Raw genomic sequence first — 25,124 nt, 5'->3', positions numbered from 1 at the left:
GGCGCCAAGCTGGGCGCAGCTGCAATGCACTGCGCTCTGCGAGTTGGTCACCGAGCCGGCGCCGGAGTATCGCGGCCCCAAGGTCGTCGGCAAGACCCATCTCGGCAGCATCGTCCGGCGCGATACGCCGGGCCGGATCGGGTGACGCCATGCTTGATCGCGTCATCGGACTCCGGCCGCTGATCATCACAAGAACTTGCAGCAGCTGCTCGACGTGAAGCAGCTGAACAGCGATCTCGAAGCTTCGGCAGGGATCGCGGCACAGCTGGCAGACACTGGCGTGCTCAAGAAGCCGAAGACATTGGACTGCCCCGGGCTCTGTTGGAGAATCCGGATTTCAAACAGGAGCTAGCATGACGACTTTGACGATTTCAGACGCAAGCGCTGTCGCCCTCGCGGACGGCAACGCCATTGAAGTGCAGGATGCAGGTGGCAACTCGTTGCTGGACATCACGTCGGACAGCAACAACGTCTATCTCCTCCTCAAGCCGCCGGTTGTGACGCCGCCGGCCACGCCTGCGATCTCGCTCACCTCGCAGGCCACTGGTTCGGCGTGGTTAGGAGCGGGTACGGTCCACGTTACGCTGCCTTCGGCGAACCAAGGGGATCTGCTCGTGGCCTTCGCATCGGCTGACGCCGTTTCGGGACAGGGCAATACACCCGCATCCGTCGATATTTTCCAGTCGACGCCCCGCCTTACGTGGACAAAGATCGGGAAAGTGAGCGCAGCGGTGTACCCGTCCCAAACTCTGGAAGCGTGGATCGCGAGAGCTCCCAGTGCGCTCACGAACTTCGCGGTCAGCGTCGACTTTAGCGGCAATGACGCCGCGGTTGTTTGGCTCGGTGCCTTCTCGCATGTCGATCAGACGACCCCATTGGAGAACGGCGCGTCGCCGTTCTTCTCGACGCAAGGTAGGCAAAGCAATGCAACGCCTGTCTTCCCCGTCCTGACGAGCATCCCGTGCTCGGCAACGGGGCTGATCTTGGCGGGCGATGCTAGCTCATACACCATCGCGTCGCCGTATGCTCCGTTCTCCTCGCTCGCCTCCGATCATGGGCAAGGGAGCAACGGCAGCTACCTCAACGTCGCGGACTACGCACCCGGTGCCGCGGCGACCTTCACTTCGATCTTCACCCCGACGACGGACTATGCGTCCGCTGCGATCGTTCTGAAGAACGGCTGATCCCCCCGGGGGCGCCGCGCTGACATGGCGCGCCACACATAGGGTTCACCCGAGGCCGATTGACCAACGGCCATTGCAGCGCCCCGGCGCGCAGAACGCGCGACCGGGGCTATTTCATGAGGATTCAGTGCAGTGCAGACATCACCGCTCACCGAAGGGATGGCTCACAAAGGCGTCGGCCCAGGCGCAACAACGCATCGTTGCGGTCGTCGTCCAGGTCTCGTCAAGGAAAATCAGCTGGCCGCCGAGGCGTCTGCGACGTTTCCCAACGCTCAGCGATGTCGGGACGACCCTGTTCGCCGGCACGCCTCAGCGGCAGTTGATCGCCAAACCATACACCAGCAGCTTTTTTGGGCCGCCCCGGCTCTCAAAGAGGCTCACAAGATCCGATCAGGTTTCGCGGTCTGCTTCTCGAAAGACGATTTCATCCATATCCGCAATTCCCAATGGCGACCGCGCACCAGATCGGTAGCCAGAAGCTGCAGGATAGCGCGTCGCACTCCGGTGAGCGGCCCGAGACATAGGTGACAAAACGTACCGGACACATGGGTTACACTTTCCGCTTTTGTTCTGCGGGAGGTGTGGATGCCGTGGAAAGCGAGTTCGGTGATGGAAGAACGCCTTCGCTTTGTCGCCCGCCTGCTGGACGGGGAGGCCATGACGGACGTCTGCCGGGAGTTCGGGGTATCCCGTAAGACCGGCTACAAGATTTTCGATCGCTACAGGGAGCAAGGATTGGCTGCCTTGAGCGATCGTTCCAGGCGACCGGTGCGCTATGCCAATCAGCTGCCGGAACAAATCGAGGGCCTGATTGTCCGCCTGAAGGCCGAGAAGCCGTACTGGGGCGCGCGCAAGATCCGCGAACTGCTGGTCCGGCGGCTCGATGGCGATGTCAGGATTCCCGCCAAAAGCACCATCCATGCGGTGCTCGATATGGTCACCCTGCGGATCAACTACCGCTTCGCCTGGGGCGCAGCCCGGTTGAACCTAGCACTGCGAAACTAGTCGATTGGCACGAGCCGTTCGTCCCACTGCGCCGCAAGGTTCTTGATCTGCTCGAAATTCAGGATCGCCGGTTCACCCTCGCGGACGATTGTTGTCCGCTTGCGTTCCTTGGGCAGCAACGTCATCGCGCGCAATACGGCCGCGCGCAGTTTCATCGAGCCGTGATCTGTCAGGGTAACGAACTCTTCGGGGTCAAGGGCCATGGGTCCACGCCTACACTACCGGCTGGCCCGCAAGCCAGCACACGCGCCCCGAATGCCCAACTCCCCAGATAATCCAACTTGGTTAATAGTCAGTTATCGTTCGGCTCTGTCATTCTGAATTGGCGCGCGCGGTACACCTTGAAACCTCGACCCATGCGCCGCCCGATCTCAAATGGTTGGCCTAAAGGAGGCGGCTGCCGTCAAGCTCACAGCAGAGGTGTTCGCTCGTGCCGCACCTGCCACAGTAGCAACCATGGCAGTCGCAATGGATCAGGCTACTGCCGCCAACCTGCCATCAGCATCCGGGTTTGCGCAAAGCAGACGCCTGCGAATGGCCTCTTCAACGAGCGCGAGCGCCTCCTTGGCTTGTCGTGCTTCGGCTTCAGCAACTTCGGCACGAAACTCTGCGGCCGTCAACTTATCCTTCTGAGCTTCAATACAGGACCGAGCTTGTTCCAGCGCTCGGCACGCATGTTGCAACTTACGTTCGGCGGTGACGATGAGTTCACGTTGTGCCCGTTCGGCGGCCTCCGCTCGCATTTCGGCAAGCCGCAATCCTTCTAAGGCGTTCGTGCAAAGTGACTGGGCACGGACTTCCGTCTCGCGGGCATGCTTCTCCATACCGCGGAAAACATCGGCCGCTTGATTTACCAGATCAAGGGCTGTTGCTCCCTTGTCTGGTGCCAGCGGGGAGGGAAAGCTCAGGGCGTCCTCATCCCCTACAACTGACGCTCTGGAATTACGCTGCGCCATGTAGTTCAAGCTCGTCGCGAACACACACGAGCAGCATCATGAATAGCTATGGTTAACGGATGGTTAAACAGTTGCATGCTGGAGGCGTCGCGACGGCGCCCGGCGGGGCAGTGGCACGCGAAGTCTATCAGCAACGTCGTTGAACGCGCTTTACGGACAGCCCCTCTGGAGGGGGAAAAAACTTCGACGTGAAGCATGCTTCTTGCGCTGCTCATCCGAGAAGGAATGGCGTCAACTCGCGAAGCCCAATCTGGAGGAATAGGGCCGAGGCCCTCGAGATGAAGTGCCCTGCCGAGCTCTATGCTCCGTTACCGATGTGTCCGGGCCGGACAGCTTGAGGCTGGCGGAGAGAGTGTCAGTCAATCCCCATTGAAAGATAAGGTATTTTGGGCCTTCTTAGGCTAAAAACCACCATTTGAGCTACGGCCGAAAACTGGCGTTTCGCCTCTAATCTTGTCATGAAATCATCGAGGCGCGTTCAAGTACCGGCCCAACCCTTCAATTCCCCGTCGGGAAAGAACAGCAGGGCTGGTTGGCGTTTGCCCTCCGAAGGCAAAGGTCACACGTTCGAATCGTGTCGGGTGCGCCATTTTTCCTTTATCTTACAGCGCGATATGCGCTACGAACCGAAATTCCGATTTTGTTTCATTCGAACAAGTACGCGATCGCTGAAAAATCGTTGTCGATTGCAGATACACTGCGTTCGGGACGCGAGGATCTCCCCCAGGGACCATCTTTGCAGATCGTGACTTGAAGTGAATGTCGGTATCGGTGGTTGCGTGCCCTCACAACCACGCTCCTTTCGAAGCCATACCCCTGTCCACGATGCCGTTTATTCAGCCGTGCTCGAAGCGCGATCGGTGCGAACGCACGCGCGTTCTTCTGCACGAATTCCCGAACGCTTATCCGGACCTATGCCGGTCAGCCTTTCGGCATTGCTGAACCGATCGTACCGGTTGTCCTGATGCAGGCCCGCCGTGGTCGCCACGTGCTCAACGACATACGGCGGCATTCCCAAGGCGGCGAGTTGCCCTTTCATGACAAAGATCTACGAGATCGTGCGACCAAGCGCGGCCGACAACTCGCGTGCAACCGGATTCATCGAGCAACGAGAGGTCCGGACGCTATCCGATCGCGACCACCAGCTGAGTGATACTGCGCCCACAGAAGGCGGACGAGCCGCAATCCGGGCCGGCCACGACTTGCGAAATGGCGGCGATGGGTGAGCCGGCTTCGACCTGGCTGGGTCCGACGAGGGAAGCGAAGTAACCGAGCTACGCCCCGAGCGGGGACGGTCCGACTCGCTTGCAGCGCAGCATTTCATCGATATTTGGCATTAACCTATGCGCAACTTTATAACCCGAATTTCGACTGCCATCATTCGGCGTTGAGAAGTTCCTCTTATAACCGTCTTGGTTGTTATTATTTCAGGACATGCGTCGAAAATGGCTCTCGCGGCGGCATTGATTTATTGGCTCATCATATCGCTTTGGCTGGCGGTACTGGCGACGGTAGGTGTGGCTTACGTTCGTAACCCCCGCACGTTCGGGGCGGTTCGGCTGCTGTTGGCGGTGCTGGTTATCGATACGATCCGTAACATCGCGGAGAATCTCTATTTCGGATTGTATTTCGGCGGGCAATATGGGCTTTTTTCGGTATCGATCGTTGAAGTGCTGGGCGACCCGCGCCTGCTGATCATTCCGAAGATCGTCAATGTGACCGCCGCATGCGCTGTCCTTGTTCTGATTGCCTTTCGATGGCTCCCGTTGGCATCCAGGGAGCGGCAGGAAGCAGAGGCAGAACTCAAGCAAGCGACCGACGCCTTGAGCAAGGAATCGGAAGAACGGCGGCGATTGTTTGAAACCTCTCTAGACCTGATCCTTGTCACCGACCGCCGAGGCGTCTTTACGCAGGTCAGTCCGAGTTCGCTTGCCACGATCGGCTACAGGCCTGAGGACATGATCGGCCGCACCGGGCGAAATTTCATTTTTGCTGATGATCTCGACAGCACCCGTCTTGAGATGAAGCTGGCGCGACAGGGCCGACAGACTCGCAATTTTCAATGCCGATATACTCACAAGAACGGAAGAGTCGTCCCTCTGGCTTGGTCGGGCGTCTGGTCCGAACCCGAACAGAGACACTTCTTCGTCGGCCGTGACATGACTGAACAGAAAGCCGCAGAGGAGACGCTGTGGCGGCTTGCGCACTTCGATCAGCTTACTGGACTCCCGAATCGGACCAGCCTGACAGCTGATTTGAATGCAATGCTTGATGAAAGCGCAGCGATTGGGTCAAAGCACGCGATCGCCATCATCGGTCTGGATGGATTTAAGGACATCAATGACACGCTCGGTCACTCGATCGGCGGCAGGTTGTTGCGGGAAGCTGCCGAGCGGATCGTCGCAGCCGATGATTCATGTCGGTCTTACCGATTGGGAGGCGATCAATTCGTCCTGCTCATGCGCAACTGCGGCAATCCGATTACTGGGAACGCGATAGCAGAAGAGAAGCTCAACAAGCTCGCGAGCCGATTTGAGATAGACGGGCATGAACTATTCGCCGCCGCAAGCGTTGGGCTCGCCATCGCTCCTGCCGACGGCTCCGACGCCGACACTCTGCTCGCGAATGCCGATCTGGCCCTGCACAGTGCAAAAGGTGCCGGTGGTCGGCGTATCAGGAATTTCGTTCCAACGCTTCGGGCCAAAGCCGAATCTCGTCGTGTCCTCGACAACGAGCTCCGTCGCGCATGGATCAACAAGGAATTTGTCCTTTATTTTCAGCCGCAGGTCCGCTCCGATGACGCCGCAATCGTTGGCGCGGAGGCCTTGCTCCGGTGGCAACATCCGACTCGTGGGGTGATAGCACCGGCGATCTTCATCGAGGCTCTTGCCGAGAGTGCGATATCGCTCGAGGTCGGACGGTGGATTTTGGCGTCGGCTTGTCGCAGCGCTGTCTCATGGCGTGAGAAGACACTTGGCAACTTGAGAGTCGCAGTAAACCTCTTTGCCGTCCACTTTCGGCAGGGAACGCTGCTTCAGGACGTCAAGGATGCTCTGCAAGACAGCGGATTGCCGCCGCAGGCTTTAGAACTCGAAATCACTGAAAACATTGCACTCTTCCAGGATGAAGCCCTGCTTTCACCTTTGAGAGAGCTCAGGACGATGGGGGTGAGCATTGCGTTCGATGATTTCGGGACGGGTTATGCTTCGTTGAGTTGCCTCACAAGTTATCCTTTGACGCGCATCAAAATCGATCGCAGTTTCGTGCAAAACGCATGTGCCAACTCTGCGCCGAAAGATTCTGCAATCGTTCGATCGATCATGGCGCTGGCACGAAATCTGAACCTCGACGTGACCGCCGAGGGCGTCGAAACGATCGCTCAAGCGACGTTTCTTCGATTGGAGAACTGTCAAGAATTACAGGGTTACTTGTTCTCGAAGCCACTGCCTGCCGAGGCATTCGAGGAATTGTTATCTCATCGTGAAGGGTATGCGCGAATTGCATGAGTCCTGTCTTTCTCAAGAGGCCCCAGCACCGAAGACGGCCTGATTCGGCCCGACTGGACTAGCACCGAACATACAGCTGCGGCGCTCGGTCGAGCTTGTCGAAAAACGCTTGAAAAGGCCGTATCGCGGAGCGGTGAGCCAGGAACTTATCTGATGCTGGCTGACGCGTCGGGTCAGTTATTCAAAGCAGGCAAGTACATCGCGACAGGAATACTGGGTACAGCACCGCAACATCGTTGATGCGGTAGAGCGGCGGGCACGACAATTCTTTCCACCCTCGAATATCTCCCAAGTTACAAGGACGAGTAGGCAGCGCGCCGGGAGCCATGAAACTCCTGAGTAATCGGCACGCCGGCCCGATAAGGTTATACATCCTGCCAAGCCACTCACACGTCCGCCGCTCTACACTACGTATCGCGTTACAAGCCTTCGTCTGTGCACCTAGGCCAAGAAGAGCTTCTACTTGATCAGGATCGCTAGGAATTCCGGCAGGAGAGCGAAAAAATGGCCTTCAGCTACGGCAGTCCGCTGGCTTGCCGGGACACCTGCACCGCGACCTTGTTGAGCGAGTATGTTTTTCGAGGGACCAGAGCCGCACCGAACACCCGCTGATGTTAATCATCGTTTCAATTTGGCCCCACCGCTCTCCAGTTCCGGCCGAAAGAATGCCCATGACGAAAGTTCGCGTATCCGCTTCAACATGCCCTGCTTGAGGCCGACCACGCGCATTTTGCGGGTTAAGTATTCCAAGTCGATCCTGCGCGAGCGTATTGCTGCTGGAGCGAAAGATTGTGCTCTCTTTCAACTTTGCAGAAGGCCACACTAGGTCTGAGGCACGTAGGACCGTAAAGAATTTATGCAGCTCGCTCCTGAGGTGCGACCTCGCCGTCAAGCCACTGCTGCTCCTCGGCGAGGGCGCGCCAAGCCTCCTCCATCCTCTTGTAGCGGTTCTTGGCGGGCTTGTTTACGGCCTGCTCTGCAAGTGTCGCGCAGTTCTCGGCGCGCTCAAGATAGTGCTGGGACTGCTTCATTCATTCCGACCTTCTAATGGATGTTTGACTCCTGCCATATCTCTTCAAACGCAATTGGGCTGGTCGGGGGAAGCAAGTGCATCTCCAGCTTGCCGTTCCAAGGCTCGTCCGGTCTGCCCAGGAGTGGGCCAGTTGGCCTGCTAGCGGGATCATCCAGCGGCTTTCGCGGGGCGTTTCTGGTCCATGCCCGGTAACTGCTCGGCGGGCCACTAAGTTCCTTTTCCCCGAATGGCATCATCCCGCCAGCTGCGCTTAAGCTTTTTGCATCGCACAAGCACCAGCATCTTCAGAGGAAAAGAGGACAAGGACAAGGAAGGGATCCTTTGGGGTCCGGCAAAAGCTCACCGTCACCCGGACTCGTTTACATCGATGCTGGAGACGTGCGCCCGTCCGTTATTTAGCCTGGCCTCAGCGACCCGTCGCCTTCGAGAGGCATCCGGAACGTGAACCGCGTCTCTCGCTCCGAAGAGGCGACATCAATCGTCCCGCCGTGGGCCTTCGCGATCTCCGCGGCTATGTAGAGACCAAGGCCGAGTCCTTCCGAGGGGCCGTGTGCGGCTCCGCGATAAAACGGCTGAAATAGCCGCTTCCGAGCTTCTGCGGGTATCGACGCTCCGCTATTGGCCACAAAAAGCTCGAAGACCCCGCTTTTGGTCATGGCACCGATACGCACCGGCCGGTCCCGCGCGCCGTGGCTGATCGCGTTGCCGAGCAGATTGGAAAATAGCTGTGCGATGCGGGCCGGATCGCAGAAGACAGGGGTCTCGAGCTCGAATTGCGTTTCGATACCACGGTCCGGATGGGCGGTGGCGAGTTCCGCGACTACGTGATCGAGCACCGGCTCGATTCCGGTGATCGACTTCGAAACCGAGATGCCTCCGCCCAAGCGGCCCCGCGCCAGATCCATTACGCTGTCGATCATCTTCGCCATGCGGCCGACGCTGCTTTGCATCATGGCTTCGAGCCTAAGGCCGTCCTCAGGCGTCTTGGCCTTCAGCATCAGCCGCGCCCCGGCCGCTATGGACGCGAGCGGATTGCGCAGATCGTGGCCCAGCACCGCGATGAACTGCTCGCGCAACTCCGCATTCTCCCGCTCCTGGCGCAGGCGTTCCTCGAGCGCGACCTTCAGTTCGTCGCTTTGCTTGCGGGCATCGATCAGATCGCGCTCATAGCGGCGTCGGTCGGCGGCGCGCAGCACGGTCAGCCTCGTGAACAGCAGGGCACCGGCGTCGTCCCTGCGTTCGCGCGCGTTAGCGATGGCGGGCAGCCGCTTCCCATCTTTGGTGAGGAGATCCAGCGCGAATTCGTCAAAGAAGCCCTGCATACGCAGGAGGGGCGACACATGGGTCTCAAAGAAGATCCGCCCGGCCATGTTGAGCAGCTCGCTGAGCCGCAAGCCGGGGAGATCGTCGGCGGCATACCCGGTCCACCCCGCGAGCGTCTTGTTGGCACGGTCTATGCGCCCGTCGGGTCGCAGCGACAGGTATCCGCAAGGCGCGTTTTCGTACAGGTCTTCGAAGTCGCTGTCGCCCATGAGGGAATTTATCACGTCAGACGAACTCGCGGATGGCGGTCACTACTTCCGCCGGAGCGCTCAGATTGGGACAGTGGCCGGTCGCCTTTAGCACGGTCATCTGGCTGCCGGGGATGTTGCGCTGGACGTAGGCGCCGACTTGCATCCCGGCGATGATGTCTTCGCTGCACTGGAGGATAAGGGTGCGCGCCTTAATCTTAGCCAGGTCCGCGCGGTTGTCGGAAAGGAATGTGACCCGGGCGAACTCTTTGGCGATCGCGGGATCGGTCTGGCAGAAACTGTTGGTCAGTTCCTCGCCGAGTTCGGGCCGGTCTGGATTACCCATGATGGCGGGCGCCATCTGGGCGGACCATCCCATGTGGTTCTCCTCCAAAAACGAGAGAAGTTCCTCGATTTGCTGGGCGCTGAAGCCGCCGACATAGTCGCCGTCATCTATGTAACGCGCAGACGGTCCCACCAGGACCAGGCTTTCGAACAGTTCAGGGTCTTTGATTGCAGCAAGCACGCCGATCATCGCGCTGACGGAATGCCCTACGAATACGGCGCCCTTCAGGCCGAGTGCGCGGCCGATCTCAACGACATCGTCGGCATAGCCGGCCAGCGTAGAATATTTCTGGCGGTCATATGCGCTGAGATCGGAGCGTCCCGCCCCGACATGGTCGAAGAGGACTGTGGTGAAATCTGCCTCAAAGGCAGGTGCCACGAAGCGCCACATGTTCTGGTCGCACCCGAAGCCATGAGCGAACATCATTGCCTGCTCGCCACTGCCACGGACCTGCACATTGTTTCTAAATTTGACTGCCACTCTGACGGACTCCCGCGCGTACATCGCGCATTCTCGATTTCAGAAAACATTATACCAAACGGGCGACGCATTGTTGCTTGCCGTTGCCGAAATTCAACCATGCCGTTGCTATGCCGCTTCCAAGCCGGCAGGGCACACTTCATCGATATGAACGCTCATTCCTACTAGCCTCGTTCCCACCACATTTTGCGCCGTCGTAAACTGCCATCGCACCCGCCTTATTGCAGTTGATTCGCACTAATGGTTATCGACGAGAGCGCGTTTACTATCCGGCTCCGCTGCCTGGGAAGTCCTAAACGCACCCCACTCGGCAATCTTCCGGGTCTCACGCAAATGCGCTTGTTGTGGTCGATCAGCTCGTATCAATTCGGTTTCGAGATGATTGTCCGAACCAGGCTTATAAGTGATACCATGGTGTAAGGCTTAGTCAGCCACCCTATGGGTCGGAACGGCTCGGCTCTTGCGCGCGTCTGATGATCGTCATTCGCCGTGGCGAAGACACACCGCAAGCCAAGATCGCGGAACAGGTCACCAGCGGCATCAATTCCGTCACGACGGCCGGCGAGACGAACGTCCATGATGACGAGGACTGGCCTGCGCTGATTTGCCATTTCAAGCGCTTCCTCAGCCGTAGCGGCGACCCCGGTGACGCTGAATCCGGCATCCGTCAAGGCACTTTCGGCCTCCATCGCGATCAGATAATCGTCTTCCACAATCAGGATGCCGCTGGCCTTACCGAGCTGCTCCGTCGGGTTCAGTCGTTCCGCTTCATTGCCTCCATTGCCCGAACGATCGAATGGTGCGGCAAAGGATGTATAGGCGAAATCCGGGTGAAGCATCATGCGCCTCTTCCTGCGGAGAAACGCAGGGTCGCGCGTGACGGCATTCTAGTTACCTCGAAATCGGCATGAAGCTGGCGGGCGAGACCAAGTACAAGTCGCAGGCCGGACGATGTGTTGCGGACGGCTGATAAATCATACCCATTGCCATCATCTTCGACATGAAGCTCGAATCGTCCGTCGCGCTCGGTCAATCCCACTCGAACGCTGCCGGTGTCCCCGTCCTTGGCACCATGCTTGGCTGCGTTAGTCAGGAGTTCGTTCAAAATCAAGGCGAGCGGCATGGCGATCTCGTTGAACAATATGCCGCTTGCCTGAGTTCGAACTATCTTCACGTCTGATGGCAAAGTTTGCTGCACCGTCTCGACGACGGCCCCTAGGAATTGGTCCGCGGAGAACTTGGCCGCGTCGGTCGTGCCGTAGAGCACGCGCTGCGCGGCCGCCATCGCTGCGATCCTTCCACTTGCCTCTTGCAGAACACGCCGCGCCTCCTCGCTCTTGGCGCTCCTCGCAGCGCCGAACAGCAGCGATTGCAGGACCTGCATGTTGTTCTTGGTACGATGATTGAGCTCATTGAGCAGGAGACGCTGTTGCGTTTCGGCCTGCTTCCGCTCGCTCAGATCCACCAGCATGTTAATGGCGCCGGTGATCTTTCCGGAAGCGTCGCGCAAAGGAGTTGGAAATGGTATGAACGGCACCCGCGTGCCGTCCGGTCGTTCCGCAACGGCTTCCGCACCGCGCACCGGCCGACCTTCCCTCAATGCGATCGCCATCGGGCATTGGTCGTGAGGCAGGAAGGTGCCGTCGGGATTATAGAGCTTCCAGGTCACGCACCATTCATCACTGCCGAGTGTCGGCGTTCGTCCAGCGAACTCGACGGCCGTCTGGTTGAAATAGGTGATCCTGCCTTCGGCGTCCGTGGTATATATTGCCGCCGGAATTGCTGCGAGCAATTCTTGCAGCCGCCGCTCGCTTTCCTGAAGGCTTGCCTCGGCAATCTTCCGCTTCGTGATATCACGCGCGATTTTCGAGACCCCGACGATGCGTCCCGCGCGATCGCGTATGGGAGATAAGGTAAGGGAGATGTCGATCAGGCTTCCGTCCTTGCGCCGACGAATAGTTTCAAAGTGATGGATACGTTCTCCGTTCCGGATCAGCGCCAGGATTCTCGGCTCCTCGTCTTGACGATCAGGCGGTATGAGCAGCGTAATCGGTTGGCCTATTACTTCATCCTGGTGATAGCCGAACAGTCGCACCGCGCCGTTGTTCCAGGTCTGTATGATTCCTTCCAGATCTTTGCTTATGATCGCATCGTCCGAAGATTGTACGATTGCGGCCAGTTGTCGGGTGTCGCGCTCGGCTGTCCGGCGCGCATCTTCCGCCGCTAGTCGTGACAGGCTGAAACCAAGAAGGCGCGCCAACGCAAGCGATACGTCGATTTCCGCCTCACTGAAACTGTGCGGGATCGAGTGATATGCCATGAACTTTCCGGTGAGGCGGCCATCCCGCAGAAGCGGTATGAAAGCAGCGGACCGGATACCTTCACGGATAATGGCTTGCTTCATTTCCTCGGGTAGCTCCGCGGCGGCGATATCTTCAACGCAGACGGAACGGGGGTCGGCTTCGTCCGGAGCCCACGGCGAGTGCCCTTCGACAGCGGACCGATAATCTTCAGAGAGGCTTCGCCACGCGGCAAACTTCATCACGCGGCTCTCGTCGAACAGCAGGATGGAGGCCCGCTCGCATCCCAGGGCCCGCGTGATGGCGGCGAGGGCAGCGTCATAAATCTCTTCAGCTGACCTGCAGTGCTGCAGCCTTTCCGAAAAAGCAAAAAGTGCAGCCTGTTCCTCCCTGCGCCGGGCGAGTTCTTCTTCGGTGCGCTTGCGGTCAGTAATGTCGTGCTGCACGCGAACAGCGTAAAGGAACCTGCCGGCGGCGTCTCGGACGCTGGACGAGGTCACGGACGCCCAAATGTAACCCCCGTCTTTGCAGTAGATGCGCTTTTCAATGGTATATCGATCCAACTCCCCTGCGAGCTGCCGGCGGAATTGCTCGCGATCGTCAGACACGTCCTCGGGAAGTGTCTCCTGAAATATGGTCCTTCCGACAAGTTCCGAAGCCGCATAGCCTGTTAACCGACACAATTGTTGGTTGATCCGGAGCATTCGCCCGTCCTGGTCGGCCTCCACGATACCCGCACCTACGTGCTCATAGGCGTCGGCAAGCCGCTCATCTCTCGCGCGCAGCCAGTCACCTCGGTGCGCATCTGGATCTTCCAGACGTCCTCCGCCGACGCGCTCGTGAAAGCAGTTGATCGCGCCCTCCACGTCACCATTCTGGTCAAGTATCGGTGCAATGTTCACAACGGCCCAAATGTGAGAGCCATCGGGTCTCTCCACCCGACCTTCCAGGCCACGGATAGGAATTCCGGTCCTCAGGACCTCGGCCATCGGCGTCAGTTCGCGGGAAATCGGTTTCCCGTCGAAAAAACGCTTGTACGATCCGCAAAAAAGTTCGGAATCACCGCCGAGACGTGGTGAGCGGCCCCACAATTCTGCCGCTCTTGAATTAAACCAGAGGATCCGGCCACGCGCGTCGCAAGCATAGATGGCAACGGGAAGCTGCTCAAGAAAAGCTGCCGATGGATCTTGCCAAATGAAGGGCGCGAGCGATTCGATGCGGTCCAGTTGAGACCCTGTGCCATTTTGGACGTTCATACGCCCATCTCCCTAAAGCCGATTGAGTGGTAAGATATTACCCCAAACGCGGCCGCAAGCCGCCACAAACGACTAAAGGTCCGCCGCCATGGAAAGTTCCATCATTAGCCAAGGAATTGTCCAGCGCCCTGCGCTTCAGCGATTTACTCTTTACGCTGCTTAGATTGCGATCTTTGATCGCATAGACTAGTTCTTAAATCTGAAATGGCGACGACTTACTTCGACGAATTGAGATCATTGCGAGTGAACTGAGAGCGCGCGAGTAGGTCGGAAGAGGCATAGCGCCGAGCTAGCTAGAGAAATTCGGAAGGGCTTTCGGACTGTGTAAGGTGCGAAACATGCATGGGTTGCAGTCGCCGCTTTCTCGATACAATACGGAAGAACAACGTTGGCAGCGATCGCATTTCTCTTCGCGGATGTCGTACCTACCTGTGGCAGCCTGGACCGCCGGGAGCTTGCGGCGCGCTCGACAGCACGACCGGATACACGCGAAATGCCATTATTCACAGCAGCCGTCTTGAGCCAGGCACCCAACTGATCAGCAAGCCACTTACTTTTGCCGGGCCGCTCGCGTTCGCGCAATTCTCGACGACATATAATCGCTTGTGCTGCGGCAGGAGATAATAGACCATGATCCAAGACCGTCGCATCGGATAATGAATCTTCCATGTCGTGACCGAAGCGCATCACCGATCTCAATCAAGCCATGCTCGACAGGACCATGACCAGGCAAGCTGCTGACACACGGATCGTGTGGCAATGGGCGATACGCTAACATTGCCCCTTCGAAGACCAACGATTCGATGTGGTATGCTGCCAGTTCGGCGTCACGTTCTTTCTGGACCGTATTGCTGGATACTGCGAGACCCTACGCATTCTACGTCCCGGCGACCGTTCCGCAACGTCTGGAACAGCATTTACCAAAACGACTTCGTCCGCGGTAACGGAGCAGCGGGCAACCTGTTCCGACAGGATCCACCTCCTATTTCTCGCGCACGCCACACGGCTATCATGACGTTGCCGCGATCGAAGCGGATTTGCGCGCCTTCCGGCTTCTTAGATGCAAATCGAAAATCTGGCGCGAAGGAGCGACGCGCCGAGCCCCCGTCACCCCGCCGTCGCTTATTGCCAAGGTACCCCGCTGCGGAACAAAATGGAAGGCGCGCGGTACGACCGCGCTGGAAGGCGTTTACCACATCTGCCACTGAAGCAATCGCGAACGACGACGGCGTCGGCGCTGTCTCCGGAAAGGTCCAGGCGCATGTCGTGCTGCAAGCCTCGATCGACAAGTTGAGTTGATTTGAAGAACCTCAGCCAGAGGGGTTTCGACCGCGTTACTCGCGCTCATGTTTGCGCAACAATAGTGCCGATAGAATCGATCGAGCACATCACGCAGCGAGGCCCGGCAGGTGCTGTCCTTTTTCGAACTATCCGCCGTTCTGTTGACGCTTTCGGCGGTGCTGGGTTGGGTCAATCACAAGTACCTGCCATTCCCTCATACGATTGGCCTCCTCATCATGAGCGTCGTCGTGTCGCTCATTCTCGTGGGAATCGATGCTGCGGTACCGGATAAGCACTTGTTCGACGCGCTCACGAGCGCACTGCTGCAGATCGATTTCAGCGCAGTGGTTATGCAGGGAATGCTGGCCTTCCTTCTCTTCGCCGGAGCGCTTCATGTCGATCTCGGACGGCTTCGGAGCCGGGCAGTTCCGGTCATCGTTCTCGCCACATTCGGCACGGCCGTTTCAACACTGATCGTAGGCATTGCCGTCTGGCAGGCGGCAGCGTTGCTTGGCCAGCCGCTGACCCTGGCTTGGGCGATGGTCTTCGGCGCGCTCATCAGCCCGACCGACCCGGTAGCTGTTCTCAGTACCCTCAAGAACATCAATGTCCCGCCCGGTCTTGAGGTTGAGATGCAGGGTGAATCGCTATTCAACGATGGCATCGGTATCGTCCTGTTCACGATCCTTCTCTTGTTCGCAACGGGCGAGGCCGGCGAGCGCACGACGATCGTCGCCATTGGTGAATTGCTTCTGGTCGAGGCCGGTGGCGGCCTGGTGCTCGGCATAGTCACCGGCTATCTCGCGTACCGGGCCATGCGCCTTATCGACGACTACGCCATCGAAGTGCTGATCTCATTGGCTCTGGTGACGGCCACATACGCCGTCGCCCAGCGGCTGCATGTCAGCGGGCCGCTTGCGGTTGTCGCCGCGGGCCTTCTTATCGGCCATCGCGGGCCTCAAGATGCGATGAGCGACCAGACACAGAGCTATGTCTTCGGACTGTGGACGTTGATCGACGAGATCCTCAACTCGGTCCTGTTTCTCCTGATCGGCCTCGAAGTATTGATCCTGAGTTTCACGCCGAACGCTTTGGTCATCGCAGCTGCAGCAATTCCGATCGTCGTTGCCGCACGGTTCATTTCCGTCGGTCTTCCCGCGCTCGTTTCGTGGTCAAGCCAGATTATGGCAATTCGCAACGTGCCCTTTCTTGCGTGGGCCGGTATCCGAGGCGGCATTTCCGTGGCGCTCGCTCTTTCCGTGCCCGACAGCCCTGCGAGGCCGGCAATTCTGGCCGCAACTTACGCGGTCGTCCTTTTCAGCATCATCATCCAGGGATCGACGCTCGGCTACGTCGCCAAGCGGACTGTGTTGCTAGGGGACGAGGACGAAGTCAAAAGATTCTAACCGCCGATCACTTTGGGTTCTGCGATGACTACGTCGCTGCCAGATGAGCGAGAGGACCACGATCTTTCATTGCTACAAAACCTCGATGCCGGTCCCGTATGTCGTGCAAATCAGCGGGCGATGTGATTTGCCGGCTGGCGTCGTCGAGCACGAGGTCGGCATGACGCTGGAGCGTTGCAACCCGCGAGGAATCTCGCTCGAAAGTGACCACGGCCGCGAGCACGTCCAGAATCCGTATCAAAACCGCGGTGCTGTTCGATCCGTTCTGTCGGATCATGTGAAACATCGCATCCAGAAGTCCATCATAGTCGACGCTCGGAACGACGAGCACCGGATGGCCCCGCTCGATCACCACGCCCGTGGGCAAATGCAACGGAACAAGGTCGCAGAGTGCCGCGCCAAGACGATCAATGACGCTGATCGCCGTCAAAGGGTCGTTAATGCCCGGCGACAACGCACGGACCGCCACTTCAACGAGCTGCCTCACGGCAAACTCAATGTCTGCCGAGCTACCGCGTTGAGGGCCGAGAGCGGTGGCGCTGCGGATTGCGTCTTCCGCACCTTCCACCTTGGGCTTCACGAATGCTATCGGCGCGCCCGGGAACACGTAACCGCCGGGCCTCACCAGCAACAACACGCTGGTACTATTTTCGACGGCCCACTTTGCCAAACCCGGTGCATCGAGCTGTTGAAGATACCCGCGCCGGCCATCGGCAGCAGGTTCTGCCGCGTCCCAGAAGCTTAACGCGGGCGGGTTGGGCTGCCGCTCTTTGACAGTGAGCCGCTGCATCGCCTTTCGAACATCATCGCTGACCAAGTCCACGACAGTATCGACGTTGATGCGGCCCGCCATATGGCCAACGAAGTATACGAGCGTGCCGACACACACAAAGGCCAGGATGATGCCGAATGTGAGAGAAAGATGGGGAACGAAAGCTCCCTCATCTTCAGACCGGACCGTCCGCAGCACCATGAGTGAATAGGAGAATGTTCCAAGGAACGCTCCCAGCGTGATTTGATTGCCGCGGTCCTTCGTGAAATTTCGAAGCAGCCGCGGCCCCATCTGACCGGCCGCTAAAGACAAGGCTGCAATGGTGATGGAAAAGACCGTTCCGGCAACGCCGATCGTCGAGGAGGCAACGGCACCGAGCAGGGTCCGCGCCCCCGTACTGCCGCCATTGTAGAGCCAAGCACTCGCAAGCAACCAAGCCGGAAGTATATTGCTGTCATCAATGTGGACGAAAGCAAGCGCGAGAATAATTCCGACGAAAGTCATCAATCCCGGAAGAACCCAGAAGGTCTCGCTCAATACCTCAACAGCTCTTCTGAGGCGCGCTTTCACGATACCGATACCTTCCTTCCAGGTTTAGGCTTTGAAATCGTCGGCCACTAATCCATCTTGGCCAAAATCTCTGCCTAATAGCACTCAGGTTAATGGCATGTCCGGTGCATCCTTGACTTTCTCCCTCAGCATACTCGATTGACGATCGAGTAGCGACACGTTCAGAGTCCCATCGCTCTCGAGGATTGGGGTCTCCACCTCCTCAATATGGTGACCTCCGCTGGCCCTGATGGCGCCGAGCGCTTCGCTCTCGGTGATACGCTCGCGCTTCATCGCCTCTCGGCACGCTTTGCCGTTTCGGACCAGAAGTGTTGGCTCGGCCCGCATGGCTCCAGCGAAGCTTGGCCAGCGCACGGAAGTGTACGTCACGAAGAACTGCATGAGGATAAGAAGAGCCAGCGCGACAGCACACTCTGCCAAAGCCACTGACTCTTGGAGTAGGATCGCAGACAATGTGGATCCCAGTGCGACGGTGACCACCAAATCGAACGCGTTCAGTTTTGCCAGGGTACGCTTTCCGGAAATCCGGAGGAAGACGATCAGCGTCGTGTAAGCGAGTATGCCTACGACGATCGTACGGACGATACCCTCCCAGTCTTGGAAGAAGATGCTCTGCCAATCCAAATCGCGTCTCCTCGAACGGTACGGTTCGCTGTGCGTCTGGTCCGTCAGTGGCGTCATGTTCCTGCACGAATCATCAACCGCGCACACGGAGAAAACGAACCTCACAGCCTCGATCTGAGATCAGTCATCAACGTCATCAACGTGTCGTATCCGCTCTGGAAGCAACACCCAATACCGGCCGCCGCGGGAACCACCGGGGCTCGCTTCCGAGCTTCCGCCAGAGCTCCCGAGGCCTCGTACGTGGGCTGCCTCGCGAGATGGCGTTCAGCAGGTTGGTTGTGGGTGGCTCTCAAGCATTTTTTGCCATCCATCGACGACCATCGGAGTTCGCCGACAGCGGACGCAATCTCGTCTAGTTCCGTTACTCATAAGTCCAGGCTCAACCACGCGGTTGCCTCACGGGACCGTCCACGACGGCCTGTTCCAAATCGCATGATCTGCGTCAAAGGGAACAACTGGAGGCCCTCCAATTTCTATCGTTATCGCAACAGCTACTACCGGCAAAGGCCGCCCGACCCCGGTCGCGGAAACTTCGTGCCGATCGGCAACGACGTACTTGGTGCTAAAGATGCGACTGTTGGAGAATGCCCGGACCAGCGCGGTCATGCTTCAGCTGCTCTTATTGCAGCCGAGGCCTTATCGGTTGCCCGCGCCACACTCTCGTAATCGCCTCGCAGCGCCTTGAGGGCGTGCCTTTCCTGCTCAATTTCGTACACGGTCCTGAATCTCATCCGCCGCAGGATCGGAACCGGCGGACACCAACCCTGAATGGCGTGCTGAAACAGAAAGGCCGTGACAAGGGCGGGTAGCGCTAGCCAGTACGGATGAGCGAAATATCCCAGCGCCACACCAGCGAAGACCAACACCGACGCATTCGCCTCGATCGCGCGTTCGATATCCCATTCCGCGTCAAGTCCTTTCAGACGGGTGGCAATGGAAGCAGGGTCGGAGGCAAGCTTTTGAACCCTAAGCTCGGTTTCACGCTTGATCCGTTCGTTGACACGCTCGACCGTATGGGTCGGGACGCGGTTCTTGGTGGACACAAGAGCCATGGAACTCTCCTTTACAATCAAACGTTCAGAGCCCACGGCCGGTTCCCAGGCATGGGCCCGTCCTCAACCGCTCTAACGGGCACCGCGATGTCGGATATTCCACCTGCAATGCAAGAACGCCGCTTTCCCGCCTCGGCCGGCATCCTGTTTGGTCTTGGCTTAGGTGGGTTTTTCGACGGGATCATCCTGCACCAACTCCTGCAATGGCATCACATGCTGAGCAGCTGGTATCCGGCAAACACCATCGAGAATCTCGAACTCAATACGCGGTGGGACGGCATCTTCCATAGCTCGACGTACTTGTTCGTCATCGCCGGATTGTTCATCCTCTGGCGCACTGCACACCGCCGCCACCTGTTCTGGTCGACCAAGCTGCTTGTTGGCACGATGCTTATTGGGTTCGGCGCGTTCAATGTGATTGAGGGCATCGTTGACCATCATCTTCTCGGCGTTCATCACGTGAATGAAACGGTGGAAGGACGCTATCGCATTTATTGGGATATCGGCTTCATCGTCTGGGGCGCCGCCATGTTGATTATTGGCTGGTATCTGCTCAGGCAGGGGCGGCGCGAGAGTGCGCCGGCAATGCGTGCCGGGAGATAAGGGATTTCTTAACGCATGTATTTGGGCTGCCTTCTCGGGCGCCCTCGTCTTGGCAACCGCGCCTATGTGGCGTCTGTCGGTATTCGGTTTCAATCCGACCCTTGATCAACTGCTACAACTCAGCATTTGCGGCGGTCCCATTCGCTAACTCGGCTTGGGCGTCCTTACTTTAGTCGGTCAAGAACACGTCGCACCATGCGTTAAGCAACGACAGTGCACGAAACAGGAGATCAAAATGAAGCACGGACAGAATGGGGACAATGGGCACAAGGGCCATGGCGGCATGAGCTATGGCCGGTTCGCCGCGATGATCGCGACGTCCACCGTCGTGATGTTTGGGTTGATGTATCTGAACACTTATGCCCTCAACCACGTCGAATACAGCCAGACTCGCACATGGATGGCGGTGGTGATGGGCGCCGCCATGGCAATCATCATGATCGGCTTCATGTGGGGCATGTATTCGAGCCGCCGCGTAAACATGGGCATTGTCGCCGGATCGATCGCGGTGTTCGCGGGCGCGCTGTGGCTGGTGCGCAGCCAGGAGACGGTCGATGACGTCAGCTATATGAAGGCGATGATTCCGCACCACTCGATTGCGATCATGACCAGCGAGCGCGCGCACATCAAGGATCCCGAGGTGCGCAAGCTCGGCGATCGCATCATCGAGGCGCAGGTGCGCGAGATCGCCGAGATGAAGCGCCACATCGCCCGGCTGAAGGCAAATCCAACACCCAGGGACGCGCCGGATTTGCCGACCTACCGCGATTCGGGCGCCCCTCCCCCTGCACCCGAATCCGATGCACAAGCTGGCGCAGACAAGCCTAAGCCGACCCGGTGATCGCTCGTTCAGTATCTTACGCCATGACGGCGCATTGGGAGTTTGCTTGGGGTCCGCAGCACTTTCAGGAACTTGCTCAACGCCTCAAGCACCCTGTGCTGGCCATCAACTGCTATAACAAGCAGTCGGGGAAGCGGCCTTTTCAAGGGTCGATCGTCCTTCAGCGTCGTGGTCTTCGCGTCGGCGTCATCGGCGTTGCGGCGACCATCATCGACAAAAGCATACCGCCGCGGTTCAGTGAGGGACTGCGTTTCACTTCGGGCATCGATGAACTTCCCGCTGAGATCGCAAAGCTCCGATCCTCCGAAGGCGTGCATCTCATTGTGGTCCTGTCACATTTGGGATTTCCGCAGGACGTCAGGCTGGCCAAAATCGTTGACGGCATCGACGTAGTCGTGAGCGGCCATGCGCATAACCGGCTTGATCATCCACCGCGTATTGGCGAGACGCTGATCATCCAGTAGGGTCGTCACGGGTCGTTTGTGGGGAAGCTGGACTTGGATATCGAAAGCGCCAGGGTCGCTGGAGCTCGACACCAACTGATTTCAATCGATGAGACCATCGCGGCCGATACCGAGATGGAAGCCCTGGTCGAGTGCGCGATGGCACCTCACCGCGCGATCCTGAGCGAGGTGGTCGGCCGCACCTCTGTGGGGCTTCACCGCAATACCACCCTTTTTTCATCAATGCATGACGCATTGCTCGCGGCCATCGCGCAGGCGGCGAGCACCGAGATCGCGTTTTCGAACGGCTGGCGTTACGGGGCGCCGGTCCCGCCGGGCCCTGTTACCGTGAACGATCTCTGAAACATCATTCCCACAAATCCGCCTGTCTCCAGCGTTGATATGACTGGAGCAGAAATCAGGAGATGATGGAGGAGAACCTCGAACGTACTTTTTCGGCGGACCCGTTCCGTCAGATGGGGGCTATCTGAAGCGTTTCAGGGGACTGACCATCTACGGCAAGATTGAAAACCCAAGTGGCCATCGGATCGAGCACATCTTTACACAGAACGAGGCCCTGGCGGCTGACCGCAACTACCATGTCGCCTTCGTGACCGAGCAAGGGGTGCCGAAGAAATTCGAACGCAATCGCCGGGATCTTCCGATCGACGCCATTGCTGCTTTGCGAGACTATTGTAAGTCCATTCTACCGAACTCAGATCCCACGCTGGGTCGGTTCATCGCCTCCTGATCAAGCGGCCTTTGGCCTCGTTCAGGCACCCTACGATTTTGGCTGCACTCCGGAACTGGGCCCCGGGATCAGCGTTTAATGACGGCTATCGCCTTCGAGTAGGTCGTCATGCGCTTCTTCAGGCGAAAATCCTGGTCTCCCTATATCGTCGGCATCGGAATCGGCGTGCTTAGCTGGTTTGCCTTCGCAACGGCGAACAAGCCGATCGGAATCACGTCCGCGTTTGAATACACCGCGGCGCTCACGGAAAAAGCCGCCACGCCCGAACTTGCCGAACCCTACCTGCAGGCCAAGAAGAAGGACGGCAAGACGCCCAAAATCGATTGGGAGTGGATGCTGGTGGTCGGTGTCTTTGCAGGAGCCTGGCTCAGCGCCCGGGCGAGCAACGATCGGACTGAACGAACCGTTCCGCCGCTCTGGGAATGGCGCTTTGGCCCCAGCGCGCCCAAGCGGCTCGCTGCTGCGTTCTTCGGCGGCGCATTGATGATGTTCGGAGCCCGGCTGGCACAGGGCTGCACCAGCGGTCACGGCATATCGGGAGCCTTACAACTCGCCTTGTCCAGCTGGATCTTTGTGATCCTTCTGTTCGCCGCAGGCACTGTCGTGACGTTTCTTCTCTACGGACGAGAGGCGCGCGACCATGTTTGATTCACCCTACAAGCTCATGCTCGGATTTATCACCGGGATCGCATTTGGCTTTCTCCTTCAGAAAGGCCGTGTCGCCAAGTTTCGGGTGATCGTCGGCCAGTTTCTTCTGAAAGATTGGACGGTGTTCAAGGTCATGCTGACTGCCGTCGCCGTCGGAGCGGTCGGTGTCTGGATCATGGTTGCAATGGGGTGGGCGTCGCTCAGCATCAAGCCGGCGGCGTTCGGCGGGGTAATCGTCGGTGCGATCCTGTTCGGGACCGGCATGGCAATCTTTGGCTATTGCCCGGGCACCAGCGTTGCCGCGTGCGGCGAAGGCCGGCGCGATGCCATGGTCGGGGTTGTCGGCATGCTGGCGGGCGCTCTGATCTATGTCGCTGTATTCCCCGCGCTTCAGGGCCTGGTGAACGGAATTGGAAATCTCGGCGAAGTGACCTTGCCTGCTGTGACGGGTCTCTCGCCCTGGGTATTCGCCGGCGCTCTCGCCTTCGCTGCGCTTCTATTAGCTGCGCTCGTCCAGAGACGCGCGGAACAGCACTAAAAAGGACTATGCCATGCCACTGGTTTTCGAACGCATCCTGACTGAAGGTATTGCAGAGCTCTCATACCTGTTGGGCGATGACAGCCAAGGCGTGGCCGCGGTGATCGATCCAACGCCCGACGTTGACAAATACATCGAGCTCGCCCGCTCCAAGAGCTTGTCAATCACTCACATCTTCGAAACGCACATCCACGCCGATCTGGTTAGCGGTGCGCGCGAGCTGTGCGATCGCGTTGGATCGGCGAAGGTCTATGCCAGCTACGAGGGCGGCGCGCGCTACGGCTTCGAACCCGAACAGCTCAAAGACGGCGATCAGTTTACGTTTGGCGAAACAGTCCTAACGATCAAACACACCCCGGGCCACACGCCAGAGCACGTCTCCTACCTGATCGCCGAGAAGAAATACGCCGACACTCCTTGGGGAGTGCTGACCGGCGATTCCCTATTCGTCGATTCGGCGGGGCGTCCCGACCTTCTCGGTTCAAACGAGACCAAGAAGCTCGCCGAACAGCAATTCCACACCCTTCGCGACTTTTACCTGAAGCTCCCCGATAGCGTTATAATCTACCCAGCTCACGGTCACGGGTCTCCGTGCGGCGCCGACATTGGCGATCGTCTGGAAAGCACCATCGGATACGAACGGCGTTACAATCCGTTTATGCAATTTCAGGATGTGAAGTCGTTCACAGACTACGCGCTCAGCACAGCTCCGCCAGTCCCCAAATATTATCCGCTGATGAAGAAGATCAATGCAAAGGGCCCGGAAGTGCTCGGCCACCTTCCGCGTGTGCCGGGTCTGCCACCCAAGACGTTCAAACAGGCCATCAAGGAGGACGCTGGGGTCCTGGTCGATACGCGGACCATGCTCGGCTTTGGTGGCGGCCACATTGCCGGCGCCCTCAACATCGGCGGAACGCCCATGCTGTCGATCTGGGCTGGCTGGCTGCTCGATCCTGAGAAGCCGCTCCTTCTCGTGTTGGATAGCGACGCCGATCTTGAGAAGGTGGTGAAGTTGTTTATCCGAACCGGCTATGCGAAATTTGCGGGCTATCTCGCGGGCGGCATGAAGAGCTGGGACAATGCCGGTTTCGAACTGGCAGACATCGATCAAAAGACCGTTCATGAGGTGCACAAGGCTAATGGCGCGCTGCAGATCATCGATGTTCGCGCGCCGAGCGAGTGGAAATCAGGGCACGTGCCGGGCGCACGGCACATCTTTCTCCCTGAACTACGAGAAAAGGTGGATGAGTTCGATCGGGAAAGCCCCATTGCCGCCTATTGCGACAGCGGATACCGGGCCAGCATCGCCACCAGCATCCTGAAGCAGGAGGGATTCGCCGACGTCAGCAATGTGCCGGGAAGCTGGCAGGCCTGGAAGAAAGCCGGTCTGCCGATCGACGGGCAGATCGGATGAGCAGGCGCATTCTCGGGCTGTTCGCCTTAGCAATCGTAGCCGTCGCCGCCTCCTCCGAAGCAGCAATGGCGATCGAGCCGGCTCTCGACGCCCGCAATTATCCCGATCCCGCTTGGTCTCCCTATCTGGTGGGAGCCGGAATTGGCGTCTTGTCTTGGCTCACATTCTACTTTTCCGACAAGCCGATCGGCGCCTCTTCGTTCTATGCGACCGTCGCTGGAATGCTGGGTAAGGCGGTGGCGCCAAAGCACACCGAGGAGCTCGATTACTACAAGAGCAATCCCCCGAAGTTGAATTGGGAGTTTGCCTTCGTCCTCGCCGCAATTGCTGGCGCCGCTGCTGCGGCCCTGACGGGAGGTGGCTTCGTCAACGAATGGGTACCGGAGATGTGGCGCGCCCGCTTCGGTGACAGTCTGGCGTTGAGAGCGGCATTTGCATTTGGTGGCGGAGTGCTGATGGCATTCGGCGCCCGGCTCGCCGGAGGCTGTACTAGCGGGCATGGTATCAGCGGCACGCTGCAGCTGAACGTCGCCTCCTGGATCGCCGTGATTTGCTTCTTTATCGGCGGCGCCGTCGTCGCCAACCTGATGTTTCGGATCTAGGC

The 25,124-nt window shown here is 58.5% G+C and carries 22 protein-coding genes and 2 pseudogenes; 13 read left to right on the top strand and 11 right to left on the bottom strand.

Annotation, left to right across the window (positions count from 1 at the left end; all coding sequences use genetic code 11):
• The first annotated feature begins 353 nt into the window (after nt 1-353).
• Both IVB22_RS15415 and IVB22_RS15410 read left to right on the top strand, forming a co-directional pair.
• Complete coding sequence (locus tag IVB22_RS15415) at nt 354-1,184, top strand: hypothetical protein (RefSeq protein WP_247518171.1); 831 nt, start codon at nt 354-356, stop codon at nt 1,182-1,184.
• Between the two features lie 585 nt (nt 1,185-1,769).
• Nucleotides 1,770-2,117, top strand: a pseudogene (locus IVB22_RS15410) (helix-turn-helix domain-containing protein); the annotation flags it as partial.
• A gap of 68 nt (nt 2,118-2,185) precedes the next feature.
• Here the strand turns inward: IVB22_RS15410 and IVB22_RS15405 are convergent.
• From IVB22_RS15405 to IVB22_RS15395, 3 genes are all read right to left on the bottom strand, one after another.
• Entirely contained in the window at nt 2,186-2,392 is a 207-nt protein-coding gene (locus IVB22_RS15405) for a hypothetical protein (RefSeq protein ID WP_057834369.1), read from the bottom strand.
• Between the two features lie 270 nt (nt 2,393-2,662).
• Entirely contained in the window at nt 2,663-3,145 is a 483-nt protein-coding gene (locus IVB22_RS15400; protein WP_247518170.1) for a hypothetical protein, read from the bottom strand.
• Nucleotides 3,146-3,977: 832 nt separating this feature from the next.
• Nucleotides 3,978-4,184 (bottom strand): hypothetical protein, encoded by a 207-nt coding sequence (locus IVB22_RS15395; protein ID WP_247518169.1) that lies wholly within the window; start codon nt 4,182-4,184, stop codon nt 3,978-3,980.
• Between the two features lie 406 nt (nt 4,185-4,590).
• Here IVB22_RS15395 and IVB22_RS15390 point away from each other — a divergent pair, with 406 nt between their 5' ends.
• Nucleotides 4,591-6,651 carry a bifunctional diguanylate cyclase/phosphodiesterase gene (locus IVB22_RS15390; RefSeq protein ID WP_247518168.1) on the top strand — a complete coding sequence of 687 codons (2,061 nt, stop codon included), beginning with the start codon at nt 4,591-4,593 and terminating at the stop codon, nt 6,649-6,651.
• A gap of 854 nt (nt 6,652-7,505) precedes the next feature.
• Here IVB22_RS15390 and IVB22_RS15385 read toward each other — a convergent pair.
• The 5 genes from IVB22_RS15385 to IVB22_RS15365 form a co-directional block, all read right to left on the bottom strand.
• On the bottom strand, nt 7,506-7,682 hold the full coding sequence (locus IVB22_RS15385) for a hypothetical protein (protein ID WP_247518167.1): 177 nt from the start codon (nt 7,680-7,682) through the stop codon (nt 7,506-7,508).
• A 397-nt stretch (nt 7,683-8,079) separates the two neighbouring features.
• A complete protein-coding gene (locus IVB22_RS15380) occupies nt 8,080-9,216 on the bottom strand; it encodes a PAS domain-containing sensor histidine kinase (protein ID WP_247518166.1) in 1,137 nt (378 codons plus the stop codon).
• Between the two features lie 16 nt (nt 9,217-9,232).
• The gene (locus tag IVB22_RS15375) at nt 9,233-10,021 is read right to left on the bottom strand and encodes an alpha/beta hydrolase (RefSeq protein WP_308200409.1); all 789 of its coding nucleotides are present in this window, start codon (nt 10,019-10,021) and stop codon (nt 9,233-9,235) included.
• 362 nt (nt 10,022-10,383) lie between these two features.
• On the bottom strand, nt 10,384-10,863 hold the full coding sequence (locus IVB22_RS15370) for a response regulator (protein ID WP_247518164.1): 480 nt from the start codon (nt 10,861-10,863) through the stop codon (nt 10,384-10,386).
• Nucleotides 10,860-13,577 (bottom strand): PAS domain S-box protein, encoded by a 2,718-nt coding sequence (locus IVB22_RS15365; RefSeq protein ID WP_247518163.1) that lies wholly within the window; start codon nt 13,575-13,577, stop codon nt 10,860-10,862. The genes IVB22_RS15370 and IVB22_RS15365 overlap by 4 nt, the downstream gene beginning before the upstream one ends.
• Before the next feature lie 790 nt (nt 13,578-14,367).
• Between IVB22_RS15365 and IVB22_RS41930 the strand changes: the two are divergent.
• Both IVB22_RS41930 and IVB22_RS15360 read left to right on the top strand, forming a co-directional pair.
• A pseudogene (locus tag IVB22_RS41930) lies at nt 14,368-14,592 on the top strand (hypothetical protein); the annotation flags it as partial.
• Nucleotides 14,593-14,986: 394 nt separating this feature from the next.
• Nucleotides 14,987-16,264 carry a sodium:proton antiporter gene (locus tag IVB22_RS15360; RefSeq protein ID WP_247518162.1) on the top strand — a complete coding sequence of 426 codons (1,278 nt, stop codon included), beginning with the start codon at nt 14,987-14,989 and terminating at the stop codon, nt 16,262-16,264.
• A gap of 28 nt (nt 16,265-16,292) precedes the next feature.
• Here the strand turns inward: IVB22_RS15360 and IVB22_RS15355 are convergent, their stop codons facing one another.
• The 3 genes from IVB22_RS15355 to IVB22_RS15345 all read right to left on the bottom strand — a co-directional run bounded on the left by IVB22_RS15355 (nt 16,293) and on the right by IVB22_RS15345 (nt 19,282).
• Entirely contained in the window at nt 16,293-17,606 is a 1,314-nt protein-coding gene (locus tag IVB22_RS15355; RefSeq protein WP_247518161.1) for a DUF2254 domain-containing protein, read from the bottom strand.
• An 84-nt stretch (nt 17,607-17,690) separates the two neighbouring features.
• Complete coding sequence (locus IVB22_RS15350; RefSeq protein WP_247518160.1) at nt 17,691-18,230, bottom strand: DUF421 domain-containing protein; 540 nt, start codon at nt 18,228-18,230, stop codon at nt 17,691-17,693.
• A 602-nt stretch (nt 18,231-18,832) separates the two neighbouring features.
• Complete coding sequence (locus IVB22_RS15345; protein ID WP_247518159.1) at nt 18,833-19,282, bottom strand: DUF2892 domain-containing protein; 450 nt, start codon at nt 19,280-19,282, stop codon at nt 18,833-18,835.
• Between the two features lie 87 nt (nt 19,283-19,369).
• Here IVB22_RS15345 and IVB22_RS15340 point away from each other — a divergent pair, with 87 nt between their 5' ends.
• The 8 genes from IVB22_RS15340 to IVB22_RS15305 all read left to right on the top strand — a co-directional run bounded on the left by IVB22_RS15340 (nt 19,370) and on the right by IVB22_RS15305 (nt 25,122).
• Nucleotides 19,370-19,885 (top strand): DUF2243 domain-containing protein, encoded by a 516-nt coding sequence (locus IVB22_RS15340; protein WP_247518158.1) that lies wholly within the window; start codon nt 19,370-19,372, stop codon nt 19,883-19,885.
• A gap of 235 nt (nt 19,886-20,120) precedes the next feature.
• Entirely contained in the window at nt 20,121-20,726 is a 606-nt protein-coding gene (locus IVB22_RS15335) for a DUF305 domain-containing protein (protein WP_374207536.1), read from the top strand.
• Nucleotides 20,727-20,749: 23 nt separating this feature from the next.
• Nucleotides 20,750-21,190: a hypothetical protein gene (locus IVB22_RS15330; RefSeq protein WP_247518157.1), complete on the top strand. Its 441-nt coding sequence runs from the start codon at nt 20,750-20,752 to the stop codon at nt 21,188-21,190.
• A gap of 33 nt (nt 21,191-21,223) precedes the next feature.
• A complete protein-coding gene (locus IVB22_RS15325; RefSeq protein WP_247518156.1) occupies nt 21,224-21,532 on the top strand; it encodes a hypothetical protein in 309 nt (102 codons plus the stop codon).
• A gap of 496 nt (nt 21,533-22,028) precedes the next feature.
• Entirely contained in the window at nt 22,029-22,568 is a 540-nt protein-coding gene (locus IVB22_RS15320; protein WP_247518155.1) for a YeeE/YedE thiosulfate transporter family protein, read from the top strand.
• Nucleotides 22,561-23,106, top strand: a complete 546-nt coding sequence (locus IVB22_RS15315) for a YeeE/YedE thiosulfate transporter family protein (protein WP_247518154.1) — start codon at nt 22,561-22,563, stop codon at nt 23,104-23,106. The genes IVB22_RS15320 and IVB22_RS15315 overlap by 8 nt, the downstream gene beginning before the upstream one ends.
• A gap of 13 nt (nt 23,107-23,119) precedes the next feature.
• Nucleotides 23,120-24,520, top strand: a complete 1,401-nt coding sequence (locus IVB22_RS15310; RefSeq protein WP_247518153.1) for an MBL fold metallo-hydrolase — start codon at nt 23,120-23,122, stop codon at nt 24,518-24,520.
• Nucleotides 24,517-25,122 (top strand): YeeE/YedE thiosulfate transporter family protein, encoded by a 606-nt coding sequence (locus IVB22_RS15305; RefSeq protein WP_247518152.1) that lies wholly within the window; start codon nt 24,517-24,519, stop codon nt 25,120-25,122. Before IVB22_RS15310 ends, IVB22_RS15305 begins: the two co-directional genes overlap by 4 nt.
• The last annotated feature ends 2 nt before the right edge of the window (nt 25,123-25,124 follow it).

It is taken from the genome of Bradyrhizobium sp. 190, from assembly GCF_023073415.1.
GTDB lineage: Bacteria > Pseudomonadota > Alphaproteobacteria > Rhizobiales > Xanthobacteraceae > Bradyrhizobium.
Note: the sequence above shows the minus strand (reverse complement) of the source record. Positions and strands in the feature narration are given on the sequence as shown.